This window comes from uncultured Methanobrevibacter sp. (assembly GCF_902770715.1).
Taxonomy (GTDB): Archaea; Methanobacteriota; Methanobacteria; order Methanobacteriales; family Methanobacteriaceae; genus Methanocatella.
The window spans coordinates 23,428-43,901 of the sequence record NZ_CACXTS010000015.1; the positions used below are offsets into that span (position 1 = coordinate 23,428).

General features: G+C 35.5%; 16 protein-coding genes. 4 read left to right on the forward strand and 12 right to left on the reverse strand.

Annotated features, from left to right (window positions below; all coding sequences use genetic code 11):
* Positions 1-114 precede the first annotated feature (114 nt).
* From QZU81_RS05865 to QZU81_RS05895, 7 genes are all read right to left on the reverse strand, one after another.
* Complete coding sequence (locus QZU81_RS05865) at positions 115-882, reverse strand: MIP/aquaporin family protein (RefSeq protein ID WP_292850705.1); 768 nt, start codon at positions 880-882, stop codon at positions 115-117.
* A gap of 9 nt (positions 883-891) precedes the next feature.
* Complete coding sequence (locus QZU81_RS05870; protein WP_292824768.1) at positions 892-2,391, reverse strand: DUF2193 domain-containing protein; 1,500 nt, start codon at positions 2,389-2,391, stop codon at positions 892-894.
* Positions 2,392-2,609: 218 nt separating this feature from the next.
* The gene (uvrA, locus tag QZU81_RS05875) at positions 2,610-5,498 is read right to left on the reverse strand and encodes an excinuclease ABC subunit UvrA (RefSeq protein WP_292824771.1); all 2,889 of its coding nucleotides are present in this window, start codon (positions 5,496-5,498) and stop codon (positions 2,610-2,612) included.
* Between the two features lie 84 nt (positions 5,499-5,582).
* On the reverse strand, positions 5,583-7,406 hold the full coding sequence (locus tag QZU81_RS05880) for a cysteine peptidase family C39 domain-containing protein (RefSeq protein WP_295590278.1): 1,824 nt from the start codon (positions 7,404-7,406) through the stop codon (positions 5,583-5,585).
* A gap of 97 nt (positions 7,407-7,503) precedes the next feature.
* The gene (gene uvrB, locus QZU81_RS05885) at positions 7,504-9,468 is read right to left on the reverse strand and encodes an excinuclease ABC subunit UvrB (RefSeq protein WP_292850714.1); all 1,965 of its coding nucleotides are present in this window, start codon (positions 9,466-9,468) and stop codon (positions 7,504-7,506) included.
* 5 nt (positions 9,469-9,473) lie between these two features.
* Positions 9,474-9,764 carry a hypothetical protein gene (locus QZU81_RS05890; protein WP_292824781.1) on the reverse strand — a complete coding sequence of 97 codons (291 nt, stop codon included), beginning with the start codon at positions 9,762-9,764 and terminating at the stop codon, positions 9,474-9,476.
* 1 nt (position 9,765) lies between these two features.
* Positions 9,766-10,680, reverse strand: a complete 915-nt coding sequence (locus tag QZU81_RS05895) for a ribose-phosphate diphosphokinase (RefSeq protein WP_292824784.1) — start codon at positions 10,678-10,680, stop codon at positions 9,766-9,768.
* Positions 10,681-10,772: 92 nt separating this feature from the next.
* On the opposite strand from QZU81_RS05895, the gene QZU81_RS05900 reads away from it, so the two are divergent.
* On the forward strand, positions 10,773-11,276 hold the full coding sequence (locus tag QZU81_RS05900; protein WP_295590281.1) for a hypothetical protein: 504 nt from the start codon (positions 10,773-10,775) through the stop codon (positions 11,274-11,276).
* Between the two features lie 18 nt (positions 11,277-11,294).
* Here the strand turns inward: QZU81_RS05900 and QZU81_RS05905 are convergent, their stop codons facing one another.
* Positions 11,295-11,663 carry a zinc ribbon domain-containing protein gene (locus QZU81_RS05905; RefSeq protein ID WP_292824791.1) on the reverse strand — a complete coding sequence of 123 codons (369 nt, stop codon included), beginning with the start codon at positions 11,661-11,663 and terminating at the stop codon, positions 11,295-11,297.
* Positions 11,664-11,692: 29 nt separating this feature from the next.
* Positions 11,693-12,202: a GNAT family N-acetyltransferase gene (locus tag QZU81_RS05910; RefSeq protein ID WP_295590284.1), complete on the reverse strand. Its 510-nt coding sequence runs from the start codon at positions 12,200-12,202 to the stop codon at positions 11,693-11,695.
* A gap of 97 nt (positions 12,203-12,299) precedes the next feature.
* Between QZU81_RS05910 and QZU81_RS05915 the strand changes: the two genes are divergently transcribed.
* Both QZU81_RS05915 and QZU81_RS05920 read left to right on the forward strand, forming a co-directional pair.
* The gene (locus tag QZU81_RS05915; protein ID WP_295590287.1) at positions 12,300-13,208 is read left to right on the forward strand and encodes an ADP-ribosylglycohydrolase family protein; all 909 of its coding nucleotides are present in this window, start codon (positions 12,300-12,302) and stop codon (positions 13,206-13,208) included.
* Entirely contained in the window at positions 13,198-13,680 is a 483-nt protein-coding gene (locus QZU81_RS05920; protein ID WP_295590290.1) for a hypothetical protein, read from the forward strand. The genes QZU81_RS05915 and QZU81_RS05920 overlap by 11 nt, the downstream gene beginning before the upstream one ends.
* On the opposite strand, the gene QZU81_RS05925 is transcribed toward QZU81_RS05920, so the two are convergent.
* Positions 13,670-15,094, reverse strand: coding sequence for a Mur ligase family protein (locus tag QZU81_RS05925; protein ID WP_295590292.1), 1,425 nt, complete (start codon positions 15,092-15,094; stop codon positions 13,670-13,672). The two genes, QZU81_RS05920 and QZU81_RS05925, sit on opposite strands and share 11 nt — an antisense overlap.
* 113 nt (positions 15,095-15,207) lie before the next feature.
* Complete coding sequence (gene lonB, locus QZU81_RS05930; protein WP_295590299.1) at positions 15,208-17,088, reverse strand: ATP-dependent protease LonB; 1,881 nt, start codon at positions 17,086-17,088, stop codon at positions 15,208-15,210.
* A gap of 629 nt (positions 17,089-17,717) precedes the next feature.
* Between lonB and cobQ the strand changes: the two genes are divergently transcribed.
* On the forward strand, positions 17,718-19,244 hold the full coding sequence (gene cobQ / locus QZU81_RS05935) for a cobyric acid synthase CobQ (RefSeq protein ID WP_295590294.1): 1,527 nt from the start codon (positions 17,718-17,720) through the stop codon (positions 19,242-19,244).
* A gap of 9 nt (positions 19,245-19,253) precedes the next feature.
* On the opposite strand, the gene QZU81_RS05940 is transcribed toward cobQ, so the two are convergent.
* On the reverse strand, positions 19,254-20,294 hold the full coding sequence (locus tag QZU81_RS05940; RefSeq protein WP_292850735.1) for an aldo/keto reductase: 1,041 nt from the start codon (positions 20,292-20,294) through the stop codon (positions 19,254-19,256).
* Positions 20,295-20,474 lie beyond the last annotated feature (180 nt).

Genomic DNA, 20,474 nt, shown 5'->3' on the forward strand with positions numbered 1-20,474 from the left:
TATCAAAATAGCTTCCCTAATATCAAAACTCAAGTTATCACCTAAATAAATATTGGTCTTAATTAATTATATAGATTATTAAAAAAAAGAAAAGAAGAGAATAATTCAAAAGAATTATTCATCATTAAATGGTTGTGGAAGTTCGCAAACTCCACTGTCTTTTGCAAGATATGCATATGCAAATGCTGCACAGATTGCACCGAGAATAGGTCCGACCAAGTATATTGGGAAGAATCCCCAGAGGTTTTGGCCTCCTAAAATCATGTCCATCAAGTATGGTCCGAATGTACGTGCAGGGTTGATAGAAGCACCGGTAAATGCGCCTAAAACGACGATTACTGCTGCAACAGTCATACCGATTGATATTCCAGCAAAACCAGGTTCTGCCTTTTTATCAACAGCTACACCCATTACAACCATCATTAGGAAGAATGTTCCTAAAAACTCGGCAAACATTGCTTGCATGTAGCTGACTCCAAGACCTGGAGCTGTTGCACCGAGCCCTCCGATTGCAACTGCAGGATTACCTAGACATAAGAATAGACAAAGGCTTCCTAAACATGCACCAATCACTTGTGCAACTATATAATAGATACTGTCAATTAAAGCAATGTTTTTAGTGACAAGGAGCCCAATAGTTACAGCTGGATTCAAGTGTGCACCAGATATCTTACCGAATACATAAATACATATCATTACAGTTAGACCAAATGCTAAAGCAATAGCAATCCAGTCACCAAGTCCACCTAAAGGTCCAATACCAGTAGCGCCAGCAGCATCAGTAATCAACAATGTCACTACAGCTGAACCAGTACCGAAGAATACTAGGAAAAAGGTTCCTAAAAGTTCTGCAAAGAATTTTTTTCTTATATTACAGGTCATTCAACTCACCTATACAGCTTCTCTCCATTGACAATATTCGTGTTTACCATCCACAAGTGAAGCAGCAGCACAGTTTTTACATCCTCTTACAGGAGATCCTGGTGCTTCTTTGTTAAGTGCTATAATATTGGTCATCATTGTAGCTGTAATTGGTTCTGAAGTTAATAGACATGGGTAGTCTGCTAATCTCATCAATGATGAGAATCTTACTGTAATTCCACATGCAGGATATGTATATCTTTGCGGGTTCATTACAACTTCACTGTCTAAAATAGGACTTAAGTCAACCTCAAATCCAGTGATTTTTGGCACTAATTCTCCACCAGTGCCTGCTCTGAATTTTCTTGCTCCGCTAATTGCGTTATATCCTCTGTAAATCATGTCCATGAAGTCACAGTTGTGTAATTCCGCAGCAGCACCTCTAGTTGGGTATTGTTGTACGTAGTTGTGGAATCTTTTAGACAATAAATCTACAATCATTGGTGCATTGAATCCATCTAATTCTAAAATAAATTCAGTTGCACATGCAGATGCACCAGTAGATAATTTCAATACATTGAATGGAGATTCATAATTATCTAAGTTGTTTCTTAAAGTAGCTTCGATTACTTTAGCGGTTGCTTGAACAATAGCTAAGGTCATGTCATCCTTACACATGTTGTAAGTTGATTGACCAATGTGGTGTCCAATATCTCCAACACAGTAAGCAGGAACAGTAACAATGTTTCCGTAGTGTACTCCATCGTCAATTGCAGCTTTAACAACACCGGTCATTGCTTTTTTATATTTGTTCATGTAGTCTCTTACATCGAATGAAGTGTGGTCCGCATCATCCATCAATTGACCTTGTCCTTCAATAGGAGTTTTGTAAATCATTTGCAATGCTGCGATTTCCTTTTCAGTAGCTTCAGCGGCGGTTGCGCCTTCTTCAATAGCGTGAGCAAATGCATCTCCAATACCGTAAGAGGTGTTCATACCCCAAGATTTTGCAGATAAAATTGCTTGTTTGTGGGCTACAGGAATGTCTGTTTTAAGCAATATTTGATTTACAACATTACTGGTACTTCCAGGCATCATCGCAAAGTCAACTACACAGGTTGGTCCGTAAAATCCACCGTATCTTCTGATGGATTCTTTTGCAACAATTGCTTCATTATCAGCAATTGCTTCGATGAATTTATCTAAGCTGTCTGCAAATTCACCATCTTCTTCACATAAAATTTCTAAAACTGGAGGAGTTTGGAAATGTTCAATGAATGGATCATCTTCACATTTTAAAGTGTCAGTAATGGAAGATAAAATCTCAAAGTGGTTTTTAACAGATTCCTTGTGTAAGTTAATTACAGATTCTGCTTGGTTGTCCAATGCTTTCATGCCAGCAACGGCATCGGCATATGGTTTTGCATCAACGATTTTGAAATCGTTGTACCTGTTTTCTGATATAACTGCAATGTCCGCATTTTGAGCAGCCATTGACTCGTTAATCATTTTTTCATATAACTCTCTCATTTTTATCACCAGTGATAAGTGTAGTTAATTAAGTATCGCCTAGGAATTAATACTTAACTACCTTATGATTAATAATTAAACAAGAAAGTATATAAATTTAGTTAAATGATTTTTAGAATTTAAAAAGATTAACAATTAATGTTTATTAATTTTAAGAAAAAATCGAACGGTAAATTAAAAATTAAAATAAAAAAATAGTGAATGAATAGGAGAAAAAATCATTTTCCTATATCTTCTACTAATTCTTTAGCATATGGAGTAATGTTTTCATCAAGCATGCGCTCCAAGAATTGACCTGTATATGTTCCGGCTTCAGCAATCTCTTCTGGAGTACCGGTTGCAATTACCTGACCTCCGCCATCTCCACCTTCAGGACCAAGATCAATAATATGGTCTGCAGTTTTAATAACATCCAAATTATGCTCAATTACTACTACGGAGTTTCCAGCATCAGTTAATCTTGATAAAACTTCCAATAATCTTTTAATATCATCAAAATGAAGACCAGTTGTCGGTTCATCTAAAATGTATAATGTTTTACCAGTGCTTGTTCTGGACAATTCCTTAGCCAATTTAATTCTTTGAGCTTCCCCACCCGAAAGTGTGGTTGCAGGCTGACCTATCTTCATATATCCTAAACCCACATCATACAATGTTTGAAGCTTTTTAGTAATTTTAGGAATGTTTTCAAAGAATTCCAATGCTTCTTCAACAGTCATTTCCAATACTTCATAGATATTTTTACCTTTGTATCTTATATCCAATGTCTCTTCATTGTATCTTTTTCCGCCACAAACTTCACATGGAACATAAACGTCCGCTAAAAAGTGCATTTCAATTTGAACGATTCCATCACCGGAACATGCCTCGCACCTTCCACCTTTTACATTGAATGAGAATCTTCCAGGTTTATATCCCCTTGCCTTGGATTCAGGTGTGTTAGCAAACAATTCACGTATGTCAGTGAATACTCCAGTGTAAGTTGCAGGATTTGATCTTGGAGTTCTTCCAATAGGTTTCTGGTCTATTGCAATGACTTTATCAATATTTTTTAAACCTTCAATCTCCTTGTATTTTCCGGCGAACATGAATTTTTTGGATAATTTTCCATGAGCTCCTTTGTATAAAATTTCATTTATCAAACTACTTTTACCTGAACCGCTGACTCCAGTAACACAGGTGAATTTGCCCAATGGAATTTCAACATCAATATTCTTAAGGTTATTCTGTTCGGCACCAATGATTTTTATAAACAAACCATTTCCAGGCCTTCTTTCCTTAGGAATTTCTATTTTTTTAGCTCTGGAAATATATTGGCCAGTTATAGAATCAGGATTATTCATAATATCCAGTGGAGTTCCTTGAGCCACTATCTTACCACCATGCTCTCCAGCACCAGGACCTATATCGACAACATAATCTGCAGATAGAATTGTCTCTTCATCGTGCTCAACAACAACTAAAGTATTTCCCAAATCCTTAAGTCTTTTTAATGCTTCAATAAGCTTGATATTGTCTCTTTGATGAAGACCAATACTAGGTTCATCCAAAATGTAGAGTACACCAACCAGACCTGAACCTATTTGAGTAGCTAAACGGATACGCTGTGCTTCACCACCAGACAATGTACCGGAAGATCTTGACATTGACAAATAATCAAGCCCAACTTCAACTAAAAAGCTTAATCTTTCTTTAATTTCCTTTAAAACTTCTTTTGCAATGAAATTTTCCCTTTCAGTAAGCTCAAGATCTTGGAAAAATTTATATGAATCCTTGATTGAAAGGTCACAAACATCAATGATTGATTTTCCTCCTACAGTTACTGCCAATACTTCTGGTTTTAAACGTTTACCATCACAGACATAACATTTTCTGTCAGACATGAATTTTGAAAGGTATTTTCTGGAATAGCTTGATTTGGTTTCAAAGTATAGCCTTTGCATTCTAGGAACAACACCCTCAAACTTACGGTTCACCATATATGATTTATTTCTTCGTTTAAATGTGAATGGAATCTTTTCCTTGCATCCAAAAAGAATTGTGTCCTGATGTTCTTTGCTAAGCTCCTCGAATGGTGTGTCCATGCTGAAATTGAAATGCTTTGACACTGCATCAAGCATTTGGAAATAATAGTTTTCTCTTTTTGCAGAACTTGCCCATGGAACAATAGCTCCTTCACTTAATGACAATGATTTGTCAGGTACAACCAAATCTGGATCTATTTCCATTTTAGAACCGATACCATTACATTCAGGACATGCTCCCTGAGGGGCATTGAATGAAAACATCCTTGGAGTAAGCTCTTCGAAGTTTATTCCACAATCAACACAGGCAAAATGCTCGGAATATTTCTTTTCATATTCTTCTTGCCCATCATCAAACAGAACAGTGATTAAACCGTCGGTAAACTCTGCTGCAGTTTCAAGGGAGTCAACCAACCTTCTTTTAAAATCAACATCTTTTCTAATCTTTAATCTGTCGACTACGACATCAATATTATGCCTATATGTTTTTGCAAGTTCAATATCTTCATCTAAATTCCTTATCTCTCCATCAACACGAACCCTTACAAATCCCTTATTTCTAAGGTCTTCCAAAACATCTTTAAATTGGCCTTTCTTATCTCGTACAATAGGTGACAATATGTGAATTTTAACTCCTTCACCCTCTTCGATGACTGCTTCACCAATTTGACCTATGGTCTGTTGTGAGATTTCCTTTCCACAATTTGGACAATGAGGAATACCAATTCTTGCAAATAATAATCTCAAATAATCATAAATTTCTGTAATTGTTCCTACAGTTGACCTTGGATTTTCCCTTGTAGTCTTTTGGTCAATGGAAATTGCCGGAGACAATCCTTCAATGGACTCCATTTCAGGTTTTTTCATTTGCCCTAAGAATTGCCTTGCATAAGCTGATAATGATTCAACATATCTACGCTGTCCTTCAGCATATATTGTATCAAAAGCAAGTGAAGACTTTCCAGACCCACTCAGCCCAGTAATTACAATGAATTCATCGCGGGGGACACTTACATCAATATCCTGCAGATTGTGCTCACGTGCACCCTTGATGACAATTTGTTTTTTAGAATCTTCTCCCATAATAATCTCCTAAAAATTAGTTATATAATATTAGAACAATCTCATTTATAAAGTCTTTTAGAGAGCATTTGGAAAGTAAAAAAATCAACATCCTATATGAGGTATTCTTTCTGACGTATTCTGACGAGTCCATCCTGAGCCCATACTATAATAAAACTTACTTAATTTAGTTTTGGTTGATTTTTTTAGATTATATTTGAGTTTGACTATCAATCCGGAAGTATCATAATCATTAAATCTTCCTTTCATATATTTTACTGTTAGCCATTTGGTAGGAATTTTGTGGCTTCCATGGTCATAATCTCCAGAAGGGTTGCCGACCAAAACCTTTTTTCCGTCTTTGCTTATGTCCAAAATTGATACAAAATGGCCCCAAGTATGGAATATTAATGCACAACCACCTTTTTTAAGCTGCTTTAAAGCCTTGTCAAAAGAACTTTTATAATAAATGCTGCATTTAAAATTATTCTTTTCCAATGCCTTTTTGAGCCCTTTGGTGCTTGATCCGTAAACAGAACTTGTACCTGCCTGTTTGGCCAGATATTTTTCATTTACATATTTCTTTAAAACCTGACTGCACATGCTGGCTGAAGTCGGACCGCATGTATAATCTGTGTTCTGCTCATCCCTAACTTCCGCATAAGTGTAAGATTTGCCCTTAAGTAAAACGGTTATCTGGCTTGGCCAGTAATCATGCTTGTTCTTCTTAACAATTTTTGTATTGATTGCCCTCTCGATAACATTCCATTTTTCTCTTTTGATAATATGATTGATAGTTGGTTCCGCTTTAGATTTGAATATGACATATTTGCTCAATTTATTATTTAAAAACAAACAATAGCTATCTCTTTTAATTACCTCAAGATATTGAGCTTTTGTAAGAGTATATGTCATATCTCCATCGGCCATTGCAAAATATACAGTCATTCTGTCAACATCCGGCACACCATTTTTCAATGGAATTTTGGACTTGAACGGATTTTTGGTATCTCCCTTGACGCAATTGACCTTTTTGGAAGCATTTGATTTAATCGCATTTTTATTGCCCTGGAAAGTTGCCGAAATTTCATGGCTTCCAACACTTAGCTTAGGCTTGAATATAATCATCCCTTCATTATTAGTGGTTTTAACAATGGTTTTTCCATCAATGACTATTTTAACCTTCTTTTTCGAAACCAATGATTGACTAACACTTTTTAAATAGACCCTTAAATGACCATTTGTTAAAAGCCTACTGTTTCCTATAACAAGAGATGTTGTATCTATAACAACCAATTTGGCGGATTTGGATACTGAATTATAATATGAACTTCCAAGAAAAGAAATTTCAAGAGGATAATCCTTTGCATAAAGGTTTATTTTAAGTTTTGCAAGACCATTAATGTCGGTTGTCACCTTATAAGTTTTATCGTTGAGTAAAAAGTTAATTTTTGCATTTCTAATACCATTGCCCTCATCATTTTTGAGAAACATTTCAAGATAATCCCCTCTAAGAAGGGTGGAGTTTTGAATAAAAATACCTGCATTTATTTTTAAAACATCAATATCGAAGGTATTGTTTACTGCAGAATAGTTCTCATTTCCCATAAAAAACACTTTGAGAGCATATGTTTTAGCAGGCATCCATATCTTTAATTGGGCAATGCCCTTTTCATTTGTAAAAAGAGAATAACTTTCATCATTAATATTTGCGGTCAAATTCTGATTTGAAATTGGGGCGTTATTTGAATCCTTCAGAGATATTCCAATTGATGAAGCTTCATAAACTTCAAGGGAATCAACAGAAATGGTTGGGACCTCCTTGGATTCATTTACATCATCATCAACAGAATCGCTTTGAGATTCATTAACTTCACAGATTACTTCCTGTAATGAACCATCCGTCCCCAAACTGTCTGAATCAGTCAAATTTGTGGCCGAAACTCCACTTATGCTAATTAATATTAAAATTATAAGAATAAACAAAACCCTTTTGGACAAAAACATTGATTCACAACCTAATTTCTCATTTATCAAATCCCTTCAATGCATAAAGCTTATTTCTTAAATCGGCAGCCCTTTCAAAGTCCAATCTCGCAGCCGCATCTTTCATGTCTTTTTCTAAATCACGGATAAGTATTTGGAGTTCATCCCTAGGCATCTTTTCAATATCTGCACCCCTGACCTTATATTTTTCATCTTCTTCAGCGAGTTTTTCTTTTAAGGTTCTTTGAGTTGATTTTGGAGTGATTCCATGAACTTCATTGTATTTCATTTGCAGCTTGCGCCTTTTCATTGTAATATCATATGCATTTTTCACGGAATCTGTCATATTGTCCACATACATTATTACACGGCCGTTAACGTTTCTTGCCGCACGTCCAATAGTCTGTATCAATGATGTTTCATTTCTTAAAAATCCTTCCTTGTCAGCATCCAAAATAGCAACTAATGAAACTTCAGGCAAATCCAAACCTTCCCTTAAAAGGTTTACACCGACCAATACATCAAACTTGCCTCTTCTTAAGTCATTTACAATGTCAATTCTTTCCAATGTGTCGATTTCTGAGTGCATATACCTTACCTTAACACCAATTCTAGCATAATAATCAGTCAAATCCTCAGCCATCCTTTTGGTTAATGTTGTAACAAGCACCCTTTCATCTTTTTCGGCTGTTTTTCTGACTTCTTCAAGCAAATCTTCAACTTGTCCAGTCACCGGCCTTATTATTACTTCAGGGTCAACCAATCCGGTTGGCCTGATAATCTGTTCAACAACATTTCTTGACCTTGAAAGCTCATATTGAGCAGGTGTTGCAGATACATAAATAACCTGATTAACAGATGACTCGAACTCATCAAATCTTAAAGGACGGTTTTCCTTGGCGGAAGGTAGTCTGAAACCGTATTCAACTAAAGTCTCCTTACGGGCACGATCCCCGTTATACATTCCCCTTATTTGAGGAACTGTAACGTGAGACTCATCAATAATTGTTAAAAAATCATCAGGGAAGTATTTTAAAAGGGAATAAGGCTTGTCTCCCCAGTTACGTCCTGATAAATGCATTGAATAATTTTCTACTCCTGGACAGTATCCCATTTCCCTAAGCATTTCTATGTCAAAGCGGGTTCTCTGTTCTAACCTTTGAGCTTCGAGGAGTTTTCCCATTGCATTTAGTTCTGAAAGTCTTTCTTCAAGCTCATTTGTAATTTTTGAAATAGCTACATCCATTTTATCCTGGCCAACAACAAAGTGCTTTGCAGGGAAAATCATGTATCTTTGAAGTGATTCCTGTTTCTTGCCTGTGACTTTATCGATGATGCTGATTGCATCAATCTCATCACCGAATAATTCAATCCTTATTGGTGGGGTTCCATGAACCGGATTTATTTCTATGACATCTCCCCGAACTCTAAATTGACCACGTGCAAATTCAATATCATTGCGCTCATATTGCATGAAAACCAAACGAGCAAGAATTTCAGATCTATCGTAGATATCTCCAACGTTAATTCCAAAAGCGAATTCACCATAATCTTCAGGCGAACCGATACCATAAATGCAACTCACACTGCTTACAACAATAACATCATCCCTTGACAATAATGATTGGGTTGCAGAATGTCTCATAATATCAATATCGTCATTGATTGACGCTTCCTTATCAATAAAGGTATCAGTCCTGGGCACATAGGCTTCAGGCTGATAGTAGTCATAATAGCTAACAAAATATTCAACCGCATTGTCCGGGAAAAATTCTTTAAACTCTTCGTATAATTGTGCAGCCAAGGTCTTGTTGTGGGAAATTACAAGGGTTGGCTTTTGGACTTTTTCAATTACATTTGCCATTGTGAAAGTCTTACCTGAACCTGTAACTCCCAAAAGAGTTTGTTCTTTCATCCCATTATTTATACCTTCGGCTAAGGAGTTAATGGCTTTTGGTTGATCGCCTAATGGTTTATAAGGCGATTTTAACTTGAATTCTTTCATGATATCTAGTTTAAGATTGTAACATTGAAACTGATATGTATATAGCTTGGTGCACAGCATGGAGCGACTCTTTGGTCTCTCACTGTTAGCTGTCCGTAGCCTTTCAGGTCTTTATTTAAATCCTTTATCACATTAGGAACTATTTCAGTATTATAAACTTTAAGAGAACCTAAAAACACTGTTTTAGCAGCCATATTCATTATTGATAAATCTTCTACAATATCAGGTTCTGAATATTTTTGTAAAATATCATTCGATTTGTCGATTAGCTCTTTTTTGATTTGATCCTTATCCATTTTATTCCCTCAATGCATCTGCAATAGATTTTGCAATTGATACACGTGAAGTATCTGAAGATAAACTGTTGGTACCAATGATTTTGTTTGCACCTGCAGCATAGATTCTAGTAGCACCATTATTGGTTAAAATCGGGTGTACGCAACATACATCCACTGATGATGCTCCATATTGTTTTAAGATATTGATTGCATTGACAATAGTTCCGCCTGTTGCGATGATATCATCAATGATTACCGCATGCATGCCTTTTACTGAGTCTACATTAACAGTATTTTCACTTTCACTATCACATCTGACGTCTACGATTTTAGTTTCAACTTTATCAGGTCCTAAACGGACTTTTGTTAAATATGTGCAGTCACAACCAATAATTTCAGATATCTCCTGTGCAAAACCATAAGCGCCTTTATCAGGAGCTATGATTAATGGCTTTTCATTTGTTTTTTTGAAAAATTTCTTATCCAAGTATTCTGCGATTGCAGGCATGGCTGAAATATTTCTTGCAGGAATATCAAAGAAGTTCAAAACACATTCCTCATGAATATTGAAGGTTATGAACTCGTCAGCACCGGCAGCCTGTATCAGATTACAGATGATTTTAGCTGAAATTGTCTCTCCAGGATTAAAACGTTTTTCCTGTCTTGCATAACCCATATAAGGAACTACAGCTCTAACTTTCTTTGCTCCCAAATCCTTAAGATTGGAAATGATAAACAATAATTCCATCAAATTTTCATCTTGAGGATATCCTGTTGATTGAATGACTGTCACTTCGTCTTCAATTTCACCATCAATCCTCAAATACCTTTCTCCATCAGGAAACTTTTTAGTTTCAACATAACATAATTCTTCTCCAAGTTCACGTGCTACATGAGCAGCTAAATCTTGTGAAGCTGAACCACCAATAATCACAATATCACCAAAAATTTATATGGAATAATATATGTTTTTGATGATTAAAAAAGGTTAAGTATTAATATTTAAACATTCTATAAAAAGTAATTATGAAAAAAGTAACTGCCATTATTATATTAATTATAGTTGCTCTTTTGGCCGCTACCATCGTTAGTCCCATCATGGTAGTTGCTGAAGATACAACTGAAGATTCCAGTATTGATATGGCCGCATCTTTCTCCATTTTAGGATTTAAATGGATTTACCCTGGAAGTTCTATAAATGCAGAAGGTCAAACATTACATAATGTCCATATTAATCATCCGGAAGACCCATATGGAGCTGCCCGTGACATCATGACATATTCCTACGGCGTTACCCCACATCTGTTTTTTAGCGTGAATAACGAAGCCGCTGAAGCAATATTTGGTGCAAATATCGTAGACAATATTCGTGCAAATGACGGATACTATGGTTATGCAGGCAATGATAATGTTGCCGGATCAATGTCTAGAGGAGATGCAATGGAAAACGCAATGCTTACTGGCGGAGTTAATGTTTTCGAAATTCCTATGCAGATTATACTGGGAAATATCAGATTAATTATTGCTTAATCTGCTTTTTTTTACTTTTTAATGCAACAATACATAAAATGAGAGCGCTACACCGACAAAGGAAATCGCCATCATAATCAATCCATGTTTCTTAAGTGTCGGATGTCTGGATTGAACCAAATAGAACGGCATGAAAAAACCAAAGAATGTGAATGCTGCAAACATCCTATTTTTTGAAAGCAATCCGAAAAAAAATCCGCTCCATGATAAAAAAATAGAGATAATATATGCTACAATAATAGCTTTTTTATTTATTTGGGGCATCTCCTGCCTATAAACATAAAATTGTCTAGGTTGAACTCCTTCAACTAGCGGAGTGCCGCATTTAGCGCAATAATCATAATCGTCTTGATTTTCAAAACTGCAGTTTTTGCATATTCTTGTCATTACTTAAAATTAATAGTTTTTAATATAAATTATTTTTCTAACTTCATGGCGATTTCGATGAATGCCTCACCGAGATAATTCATATTGTTCAATTCTGTCAAATATTTGAATCCTAACTTTTCCAAAACTCTTCCTGACTGTTTATTTTCATATTTGTAACTTGCATAAATTTCATTAACATTCAAATCGGAAAATGCATGATTTATTATAGCCTTTGATGCTTCTGTGGCATAACCTTTTCCCCAATATTCCTCAGCTACCCAATAGCCTAATTCAGCTGAATCTTCACCCCAGTAATGATTGCAATCAGGATGAAACAATAATCCCACGCAGCCAATTGGAATATCATCTTTAACAATGGCGTAAGTTTCTTTCTTAGAGAATACCGTTTTGATAATATTTAAACTATCCTCTACACTTTCATGAGGTGGCCAACCTGCAATAGGACCAATCTTCGGATTTTTTGCAAAGTGATACAGGCATTCCGCATCAGATTCCTCCCAAGGCCTTAAAGTGAGATTTGCAGTTTTAAAAATCATTGAAAATAATATGTTCTTGAATAGATATAATGATTATGTAATTTATTTTTTACATAAATAATCACAATTAATTACTAAAAATGCAATATAATAAAACATGAAAGTTAAAGATGGAATAATCGGTTTTGTAGTTGGAGACGCTTTGGGAGTTCCAGTTGAATTTGAATCAAGATCAGCACTTGAAATGAATCCTGTGACAGATATGAGGGGTCACGGAACATATAATCAGGAAGCAGGAACATGGTCGGACGATACATCAATGACCATTGCGACAATGCAGAGCATCGTAAATAAAAAGGGCATTGACTATGAAGATATCATGGATGAATTCTGCAGTTGGATATACAACGATGAACACAACAACAGTGAAGAGGGCACCTTTGACTATGGAATAACAACCGGCAGGGCAATAGACAGATATCACTTTGAAAACAAAGACCCCATAAAATGCGGAGGAACCAGTGAACGTGACAACGGGAACGGATCTTTGATGAGAATTTTGCCGTTGGCCTACATTAAAGACATCGATTATGAAATCATCGAAAACATTTCCGCTTTGACACATGGCCACAAAAGATCAAAAATTGCCTGTGTATTATATGTTGAAATAGCAAAATCCATGCTTGAAAATGATTTGGAAATACAAGAACACATAGAATTGGCATGCAATAAAATAAAAGAATATTACAAAGATTCAGAAGAATTGAAACACTTTGAAAGAATATTCAATAATGATTTAAATGATTTGAGCTCCAAAGGGTATGTCATCTATACCTTTGAATGCGTGGTTCACTGTCTGCTAACCACCGACAACTATAAGGATGCTGTCCTTAAAGCTGTCAATTTGGGTGGTGACACCGATACCAATGCAGCCATCTGTGGGGGATTAGCTGGAATTTATTATGGTTTTGAATCAATTCCTATAGATTGGAGAAATACAATTTCTAAAATTGATACAGTAGTGTCATTATGTGAAAAGTACGAGGCATTTTGTGATGAATCTTAATGAAACTATCAAAAATATCAGGGCTACATGCAATAATTATGTAGACCCTGATTTAGTGGCAACCGTAATTCATGACAATTACTTCATGGGTGCAAATAACATTTGCGAACTTGAACAATATGGCATCAAAAAGCAGGACACCTTTGAAGAAAGGATATTGAAAATTCTAAAGTATGAAAATGTATTTTTAAATCTTGGAATGTATGCATTCTTCCCATTCATTAATGAATGCGACATCTACTCCAGCCAAGATTTCCATTTGAACCTCACACAGGAAGAGTTTGACAGATATGGAAATGAAAAGGAGAGATTATTCGGAATATTAATCAAGAAAAATTCCACTGACTACATTATTGGAAGCTGTGATCTGTGCGGATGCAGCATTGATTCTGCATTCCAAGAAATAGAAGTTTCGGATTTAGGCTTTTACAAAAAACTGAAAGAGATTATAGACGCCAAGATTATTCATTAATGATTTTCTTTTTGATTTCTCCCCACATTGCCTGTTCTTCACCGCAGCCGGACATGATTACATATTCATAATCGGAATTTATGGCAAGCTCATGCAATTTTTCTATTTTGATTTTCATCTCATCATAGCCTAAAGGATAAAAATCAGCATCAGGATAGTCCTTTTTGATAATATTATAATATTCTTCCGCTTTTTTAATTGATTTCCTTCCAGGAAGAACAACCACATGGCCAGGATTCATACTTTTTATAATTTCATAATGGTCTTCAAAAATCTCATCCTCATATTCATCGGGAGTCGTGTATATGAATTCCAAAGGCCCGTCAAGATATAGTTTCATGAACATTGTGTTGATTTTTAAAGCATCACCATTGTCCCCCTGACCGAGTCCAACAAGCTTATCACCAATATCAACCACTTCGAATCTTCCAGTAGGTATAAAAGACATGTCCAAATTGTTAAAGACCTTTTTAGCTGTTGTTTCGATATTTTCGACTTTCGGTGTGAATGTTGCATAAGCCGTAATCGAAGCAAGCGTATTGTAAATATTGTGCAATCCAAACGGTGGAACATTAAGTTTTAAGTTAAATTTAATATTTTCAGAAACAACGTAGTTAAATAAATCTCCTTCAATAGTCAAATCCCATGAAGAAGAGCTAAATTCTATATCGGTTAGTTTTACATTAGGTTCGGGGCGTTTAAATCCGCATTCACAAGCATATATTCCCCTATGATTTAAATAAAAATGAGAATAATCCAATAATCTGCCGCATTTAGGGCATTCAACAGATTTATCACCAATGTCTTCTATAACATCGGTTGCAATACCATAATAGTTTACTTTAACATCCTTTTCTTTATTTAAGCCTATGAAAGCAGTTCTGGGATCATCACAGTTTGTGACAACAACACCCTCTTGCATGCCTTCAGAAAGCAATTTTTTAGCATTATAGTAAGAGTTAAATGGATTTTTTACTCCTGCAACCTGAATATGCTCCCGAGATATTGTTGTATATACAACACCAATAGGATTAATTAATTTTTGAACCGTATTTGGAATTCCATGGGCTGCATCACGAATTCCATATTCAAATATTCCCAAATCTCCTTCCTGGTTTAGAATAGCAGTGACAATTGCATTTAAAGTATTGTTTTCATAACTGCTTCTAATCTGAACATCATTTGACATCAACTTTATCAAAAGAGTGGTTGTGGTTGTTTTGCCGTTAGTTCCATTAACTAAAACTGAACCAGTATTTAAATCAGAAGCAATCTTTTGAATAGATTCAGGACCTCCTATTTTTTTAAAAATATATCCGGGATATGTTCCGCCGCTTCCAGGACCATGTTTAGCAAGATGATATGCAACTTTTCCGGATAACTTTGCAATATTAAATTTAATAAAACTAAACATAATAGTTATATTTTACACATAAGATATATAAAAATTATTATTAGACAACAAAAATAAGAATAAAAATAAAAAATAGATTTTATTCAAAAAAAAATAAAGAAAAAATAATCCAATCAGTTAGTTGTTGGATTATTAATAGTAGTTTGTGGAACTTTTTCCGCAACTTTAGAACCAATGTTTTTCATCTTTTCAATTAATCTGTCTTTAGCGGAACCACTAATCAAAATATTTTCTAAAACATCACTTAAGGTTTCAGTTGGAATGATTTCAATCATGTCTTCATATTTCTTCTCAATCATAACATCTTTCATGTTTGATTTAGGAATCAATACCTTTTTCATTCCAGCTTCTGCAGCCGCTTCGATTTTAGCGGTTGCTCCACCGATAGGCATTACATCACCACGTACATTGAGTGAACCGGTCAATGCAACAGTTTGGTCGATTGGAATCTCTTCAATAGCTGAAATGACGGCAGTTGCAATACTTACACTAGCTGAGTCACCTTCCACACCGTCATAAGTCTGGATGAACTGAACGTGAATATCATAGTCTGAAATGTCCTTGTTTGTGTATTTCTTAATTAATGCACTTACATTCTGGACAGATTCCTGAGCAATTTCACCCAATTTACCGGTAGCAATGATTTGACCACCTGTTTTGGATTGTGTTGGAGCTGCTTCAGCAGCAATAGGAGAAACAATACCGCTTCTATCCCCAATAACTGCAAGACCATTGATTAAACCAACTCTTCCACCTTCAGCGGATACCATACTGTAGTCTTTTCTTTGCATGATGGATCTGTCAGCTATTTGCTGTTCAAGAGTCCTTGCGAATTTCTTAGCTTCTACAACATGCTCAGCAGTTACGATTTCTGCTCCTTTTTCAATAGCTACATCTCCAGCGGACCTTACTAATCCTCCTAAGTCCCTTAATCTTAAGGTTAAGGCATTTTGCTTTCCAGACCTTCTTTTTGCTTCCATGATTATTTCATCTAATGCATCTGGAGCAAAGTGTGGAATTCTTCCGTCATTCTTGACTTCCTGAGCTACGAATTGGACTAGTTTTTCTCTGTTTTCAGTGGTGTCTTCCATGTAATCCTTCATGAATACTTCATAACCATATCCTCTGATTCTGGATCTCATTGCAATGTGCATTCCTTCTAAAACCTGAAGGTTACCTGATGCAACAAGTACGAAGTCACATGGCACCGCTTGAGATCTTACCATCGCCCCACTTGAGTTTTCACTTTGACCTGTGATTGCATATTGCTTTTCTTGCATTGCAGACAATAATTCCTGTTGGGTTTTCATTGACATTGTACCTATTTCGTCAATGTATAAAACTCCTTTATTGGCTTTGTGAATCATTCCTGCCTCTACACGTTCATGTGCAGGAGTTCCAAGTCCACCGGATTGATATGGGTCGTGACGTACATCACCTAATAATGCTCCTGCATGAGCTCCGGTTGCATCCATGAATGGTGCGAATCTGGATTCCTGATTATTGACCAATAATTTTGGAGACATATTATTGGCTTTCGGTTTAATTTGAATAGATATAAGTAAAATTAAAGCTGCTGCTATAATGGATTCTAACAATCTTCCATACATGAATCCAATTACTAAAATTCCACCTATTGCAAACATTGTAATGATAGTTTTTCTTTCCTCATGACCCTTAGCGGAACCTTTTGTCGCTTTTACTATCTTTTTACCTTCACCTGCAGGCACTGTCCTTATCAATGGATGGTTGCTGTCTTCCATATTTGGATATACTAGGATATCTTGCAGAACTTCATGAGGCAAGATTTGTGCCATTCCTTTAGCAAGCATGGATTTTCCCACACCCGGATCACCAATGAGCAAAACGTTCCTTCTTTGTTTGGCTGCTTTCTTAATTGTTTCAATGGACTCTTCATGTCCAATGACTTGGTCAATCAATAAAGGTGGAACTTCAATATCTTGTGAGCTTTTAATATTATTATAATCTAACATAGGTTTGGTTTCTTCGCCTTTTTCTGACTGCTCTACTTCCGGCTCTAAAACCACATCTTCAGAAGAATCATCTACAATTTCTTGTTCTTCAAATTTCATAAAACAAACCTCACTTCTCTAAATAAATTCATCATTAAAAAATTAAGTTTAATATACTATTTAAATATTATTTAAACCTACGATATATAAAAAGTTTTCTATTTTAGTAAATAAAAGTTACTAAAACAATTGTGATAGGATTAAAGTTAAATTCACCTTAAAATATCAAAACGAAATATAAATTAATTCATGTCAATAAAACAAAATAGATAAAATACCAATTATATTTTTAAAATATTATTAAAATTCAATTTATTTTACTAAAATCAAATTTTAAATAAAAAATAGATAAAAATATATATTAAAAATAATTAAATTAATTAATACAAGATTAATTTTCAATGATTAAATCTTGTTAATCGAATTTGAATGTATGGACACATACCATATCAGTCAGTTTTTATATTAAATGGAAATTTAAATAAATTGAAAACCCCGGATAAAATGGTATATCTAAATCCATGCATCAAATTAGATTAAATTTAACTCATTTTTAAATTATTTATAGCATTAACTCAATATATCATATCATGACAAAATGTATCATGGTTCAAGGAACATCATCAAATGCCGGAAAAAGTATGCTTGTAGCTGCTTTATGTAGAATTTATAAGAACAGGGGATACAATGTAGCTCCCTTCAAATCCCAAAATATGTCTCTAAACTCATATACCACAAAAGAGAATGGGGAAATTGGTATTGCTCAAATGCTGCAAGCGGAAGCGGCAATGATTGAACCTAGCATACATATGAATCCAATTCTTCTCAAGCCAAAGGGAGACTTTACCTCAAATGTGATTATTCAGGGAAAATCAATTGGAGACATGAACTTTTATGATTACCAGCACAAATACCATGATACTGCACTTAAAGCCATCCATGAAAGTTTTGAAATCTTATCCGAAAAGCATGATGTCATAATTATCGAAGGGGCAGGATCTCCCGCCGAGATAAATATGAGAAAACAGGATATCGCAAATATGGAAATCGCCCATATGGCAGACGCCAATGTAATATTAATTGCAGATATCGAAATGGGAGGGGTATTTGCGGCAATAGCTGGAACATATGTTCTTCTTGACGATTATGACAGATCCAGATTAAAGGCAACTGTCATCAACAAATTCAGAGGCAATTTGGATATCTTAAAGCCTGGACTTGACAGAATCGAAGAAATAACCGGCGAACCAGTTTTGGGAGTGCTTCCCTATGATGAAACATTGAAATTGCCTGAAGAGGATTCAGCATCATTGACCACACATGTCTTTGCGGAAGACAAGGACATTACCATAGGAGTCATAAGACTGCCTAAAATAGCTAACTTCACTGATATTGATCCGTTTGAATATGAAAGTGATGTGGCTCTTAAGATGATAGGCGTTAATGATGAAATCGGCGATGTTGATGCAATAATCATTCCAGGTACCCGTAACTCAACAGAAGACATGTATGCACTGCGTGAAAGCGGTTTGGCTCAAAAAATTATTGAAAAATCTTCAGAAATTCCAATTGTAGGAATCTGCGGAGGTCTGCAGATTTTAGGAAATATAATCCATGATGAGGAAAAACGCGAGTCAAAACATGGAACAATCGAAGGCCTTGGGCTTTTAGATATTGAATCCAGTTTTTCAAGAGCTGATAAAATCGTTACACAGTCCATAGCCACAATCCCTAAGAATTTAAACGGTATTGCCGGAGAAATATTTAAAAACATAGCTGGAGAAGAAGTTACAGGCTATGAAATCCATGAAGGAACCACAGAACTCTTAAGTTCATCCAAATTGTTGAATGTCGAAAAAGGTCAAGGAAACAACGATGACGGAGAAATAGATGGAGCTTCATCAGGAAATGCGTTTGGAACCTACTTCCATGGAATATTCCATAATTATAACTTCAGAAGAGAATTTTTAAATTATATAAGAGTCAAAAAAGGTTTCGAAGCTAAAGATGGAGAAGATCCATATGAAACCGAAAAGGACTACTCCCTAAACCGCTTGGCTGAAATCGTTGAGGAAAACCTTGACATGGACATTATCGATAAATTATTGTTTGAATAATAATTTATCTTAAATCTTATTTTTTGTATGCTTTGCCCATACTTTTTCATTATCGCTGGCTGAAACCTTATTGTCGGCCATTACTCCAACCAGGTCATGAGCGACATACGGCTCTTCCAAATAGCTGATGTCATCTGAAGACAACCTTAAATCAACTGACTTGACTGCGCCTTCAACATGATGCATTTTAGTGGCACCGACAATCGGGGAGGTGACCTTTGTAAGCAGCCATGCAAGTGAAACTTCAGTCATTGAAACATCATAATTTTCCGCCAACTCATTTACCCTTTTAATGATTTCTGCATCCTGAACTTCAGTTGACTGGTATTTTAACTGGGCATAGAAATCCTCTTTCAATCTTTTAGAATCGTTTCCTGGAAGCCTTGACAATCTGCCTGATGCAAGAGCGCTGTACGGAGTAACAGCAATATTGTCAGCATGGCACAGAGGAATCATTTCGCGTTCCTCTTCCCTGAAAATCAAATTATAATGACCTTGAATAGATACGAATTTGGCAAATCCTTCACTTTCAGCCAATGCATTTGCCTTTGCAAGCTGCCAGGCAAAACAGTTTGATATTCCAACATATTTTACCTTGCCCTCTTCGATGACCTCATTCAAACCTTCCAAAATATCGTATAAAGGAGTATTATAATCCCACATGTGGTAGATATACAAGTCAATATAGTCCAAACCTAAGTTTTCAAGGCTTTTTTCAACAAAATTGTGGATATGCTGCTGACCTGAGACATTGTTTTTAATTTCCTCTTCTGAACGGGGCAAGAACTTGGTTGCAACAACAACATCATCCCTTGACGCATATTCCCTTATTGTTTTTCCGAGATACTGTTCTGAAGTTCCGTTTTGATATCCTATTGCAGTGTCATAGAAGTTTATTCCATTGTCCAATCCGTTTTTAATGATTTCAATGGATTCTGCTTCAGGCAATGTCCAGGTGTGCATTCCGTTTTTCGGATCTCCAAATCCCATACAACCCATACAGACTCTGCTTACTTTCAAATTAGAATTTCCTAATTGAGTATATTCCATATTAACACTTCCCTATTGTACAAAAAATTAAAAAAATAATCATAATTAGAGTTATCCTGGACTGCACTACTCCCCAGATAATCTCTCACCCAATTCATACGCTTTTTGCAAATCCTTTGGAAATTGTGTTTTTTCGCTTTCTGCCTTATGTTCAGGGTCAAACATATTGTTCACATATGC

Excerpts from the sequence above, each read along its gene's own strand:
- cobQ (WP_295590294.1), top strand. The coding sequence starts at position 17,718 with ATGACAAAATGTATCATGGTTCAAGGAACATCATCAAATGCCGGAAAA.
- QZU81_RS05915 (WP_295590287.1), top strand. The coding sequence starts at position 12,300 with ATGAAAGTTAAAGATGGAATAATCGGTTTTGTAGTTGGAGACGCTTTG.
- QZU81_RS05925 (WP_295590292.1), bottom strand. The coding sequence starts at position 15,094 with ATGTTTAGTTTTATTAAATTTAATATTGCAAAGTTATCCGGAAAAGTT.
- QZU81_RS05905 (WP_292824791.1), bottom strand. The coding sequence starts at position 11,663 with ATGACAAGAATATGCAAAAACTGCAGTTTTGAAAATCAAGACGATTAT.
- QZU81_RS05910 (WP_295590284.1), bottom strand. The coding sequence starts at position 12,202 with ATGATTTTTAAAACTGCAAATCTCACTTTAAGGCCTTGGGAGGAATCT.
- QZU81_RS05920 (WP_295590290.1), top strand. The coding sequence starts at position 13,198 with ATGAATCTTAATGAAACTATCAAAAATATCAGGGCTACATGCAATAAT.
- uvrB (WP_292850714.1), bottom strand. The coding sequence starts at position 9,468 with ATGAAAGAATTCAAGTTAAAATCGCCTTATAAACCATTAGGCGATCAA.
- uvrA (WP_292824771.1), bottom strand. The coding sequence starts at position 5,498 with ATGGGAGAAGATTCTAAAAAACAAATTGTCATCAAGGGTGCACGTGAG.
- QZU81_RS05890 (WP_292824781.1), bottom strand. The coding sequence starts at position 9,764 with ATGGATAAGGATCAAATCAAAAAAGAGCTAATCGACAAATCGAATGAT.
- lonB (WP_295590299.1), bottom strand. The coding sequence starts at position 17,088 with ATGTTAGATTATAATAATATTAAAAGCTCACAAGATATTGAAGTTCCA.
- QZU81_RS05870 (WP_292824768.1), bottom strand. The coding sequence starts at position 2,391 with ATGAGAGAGTTATATGAAAAAATGATTAACGAGTCAATGGCTGCTCAA.
- QZU81_RS05940 (WP_292850735.1), bottom strand. The coding sequence starts at position 20,294 with ATGGAATATACTCAATTAGGAAATTCTAATTTGAAAGTAAGCAGAGTC.
- QZU81_RS05900 (WP_295590281.1), top strand. The coding sequence starts at position 10,773 with ATGAAAAAAGTAACTGCCATTATTATATTAATTATAGTTGCTCTTTTG.
- QZU81_RS05865 (WP_292850705.1), bottom strand. The coding sequence starts at position 882 with ATGACCTGTAATATAAGAAAAAAATTCTTTGCAGAACTTTTAGGAACC.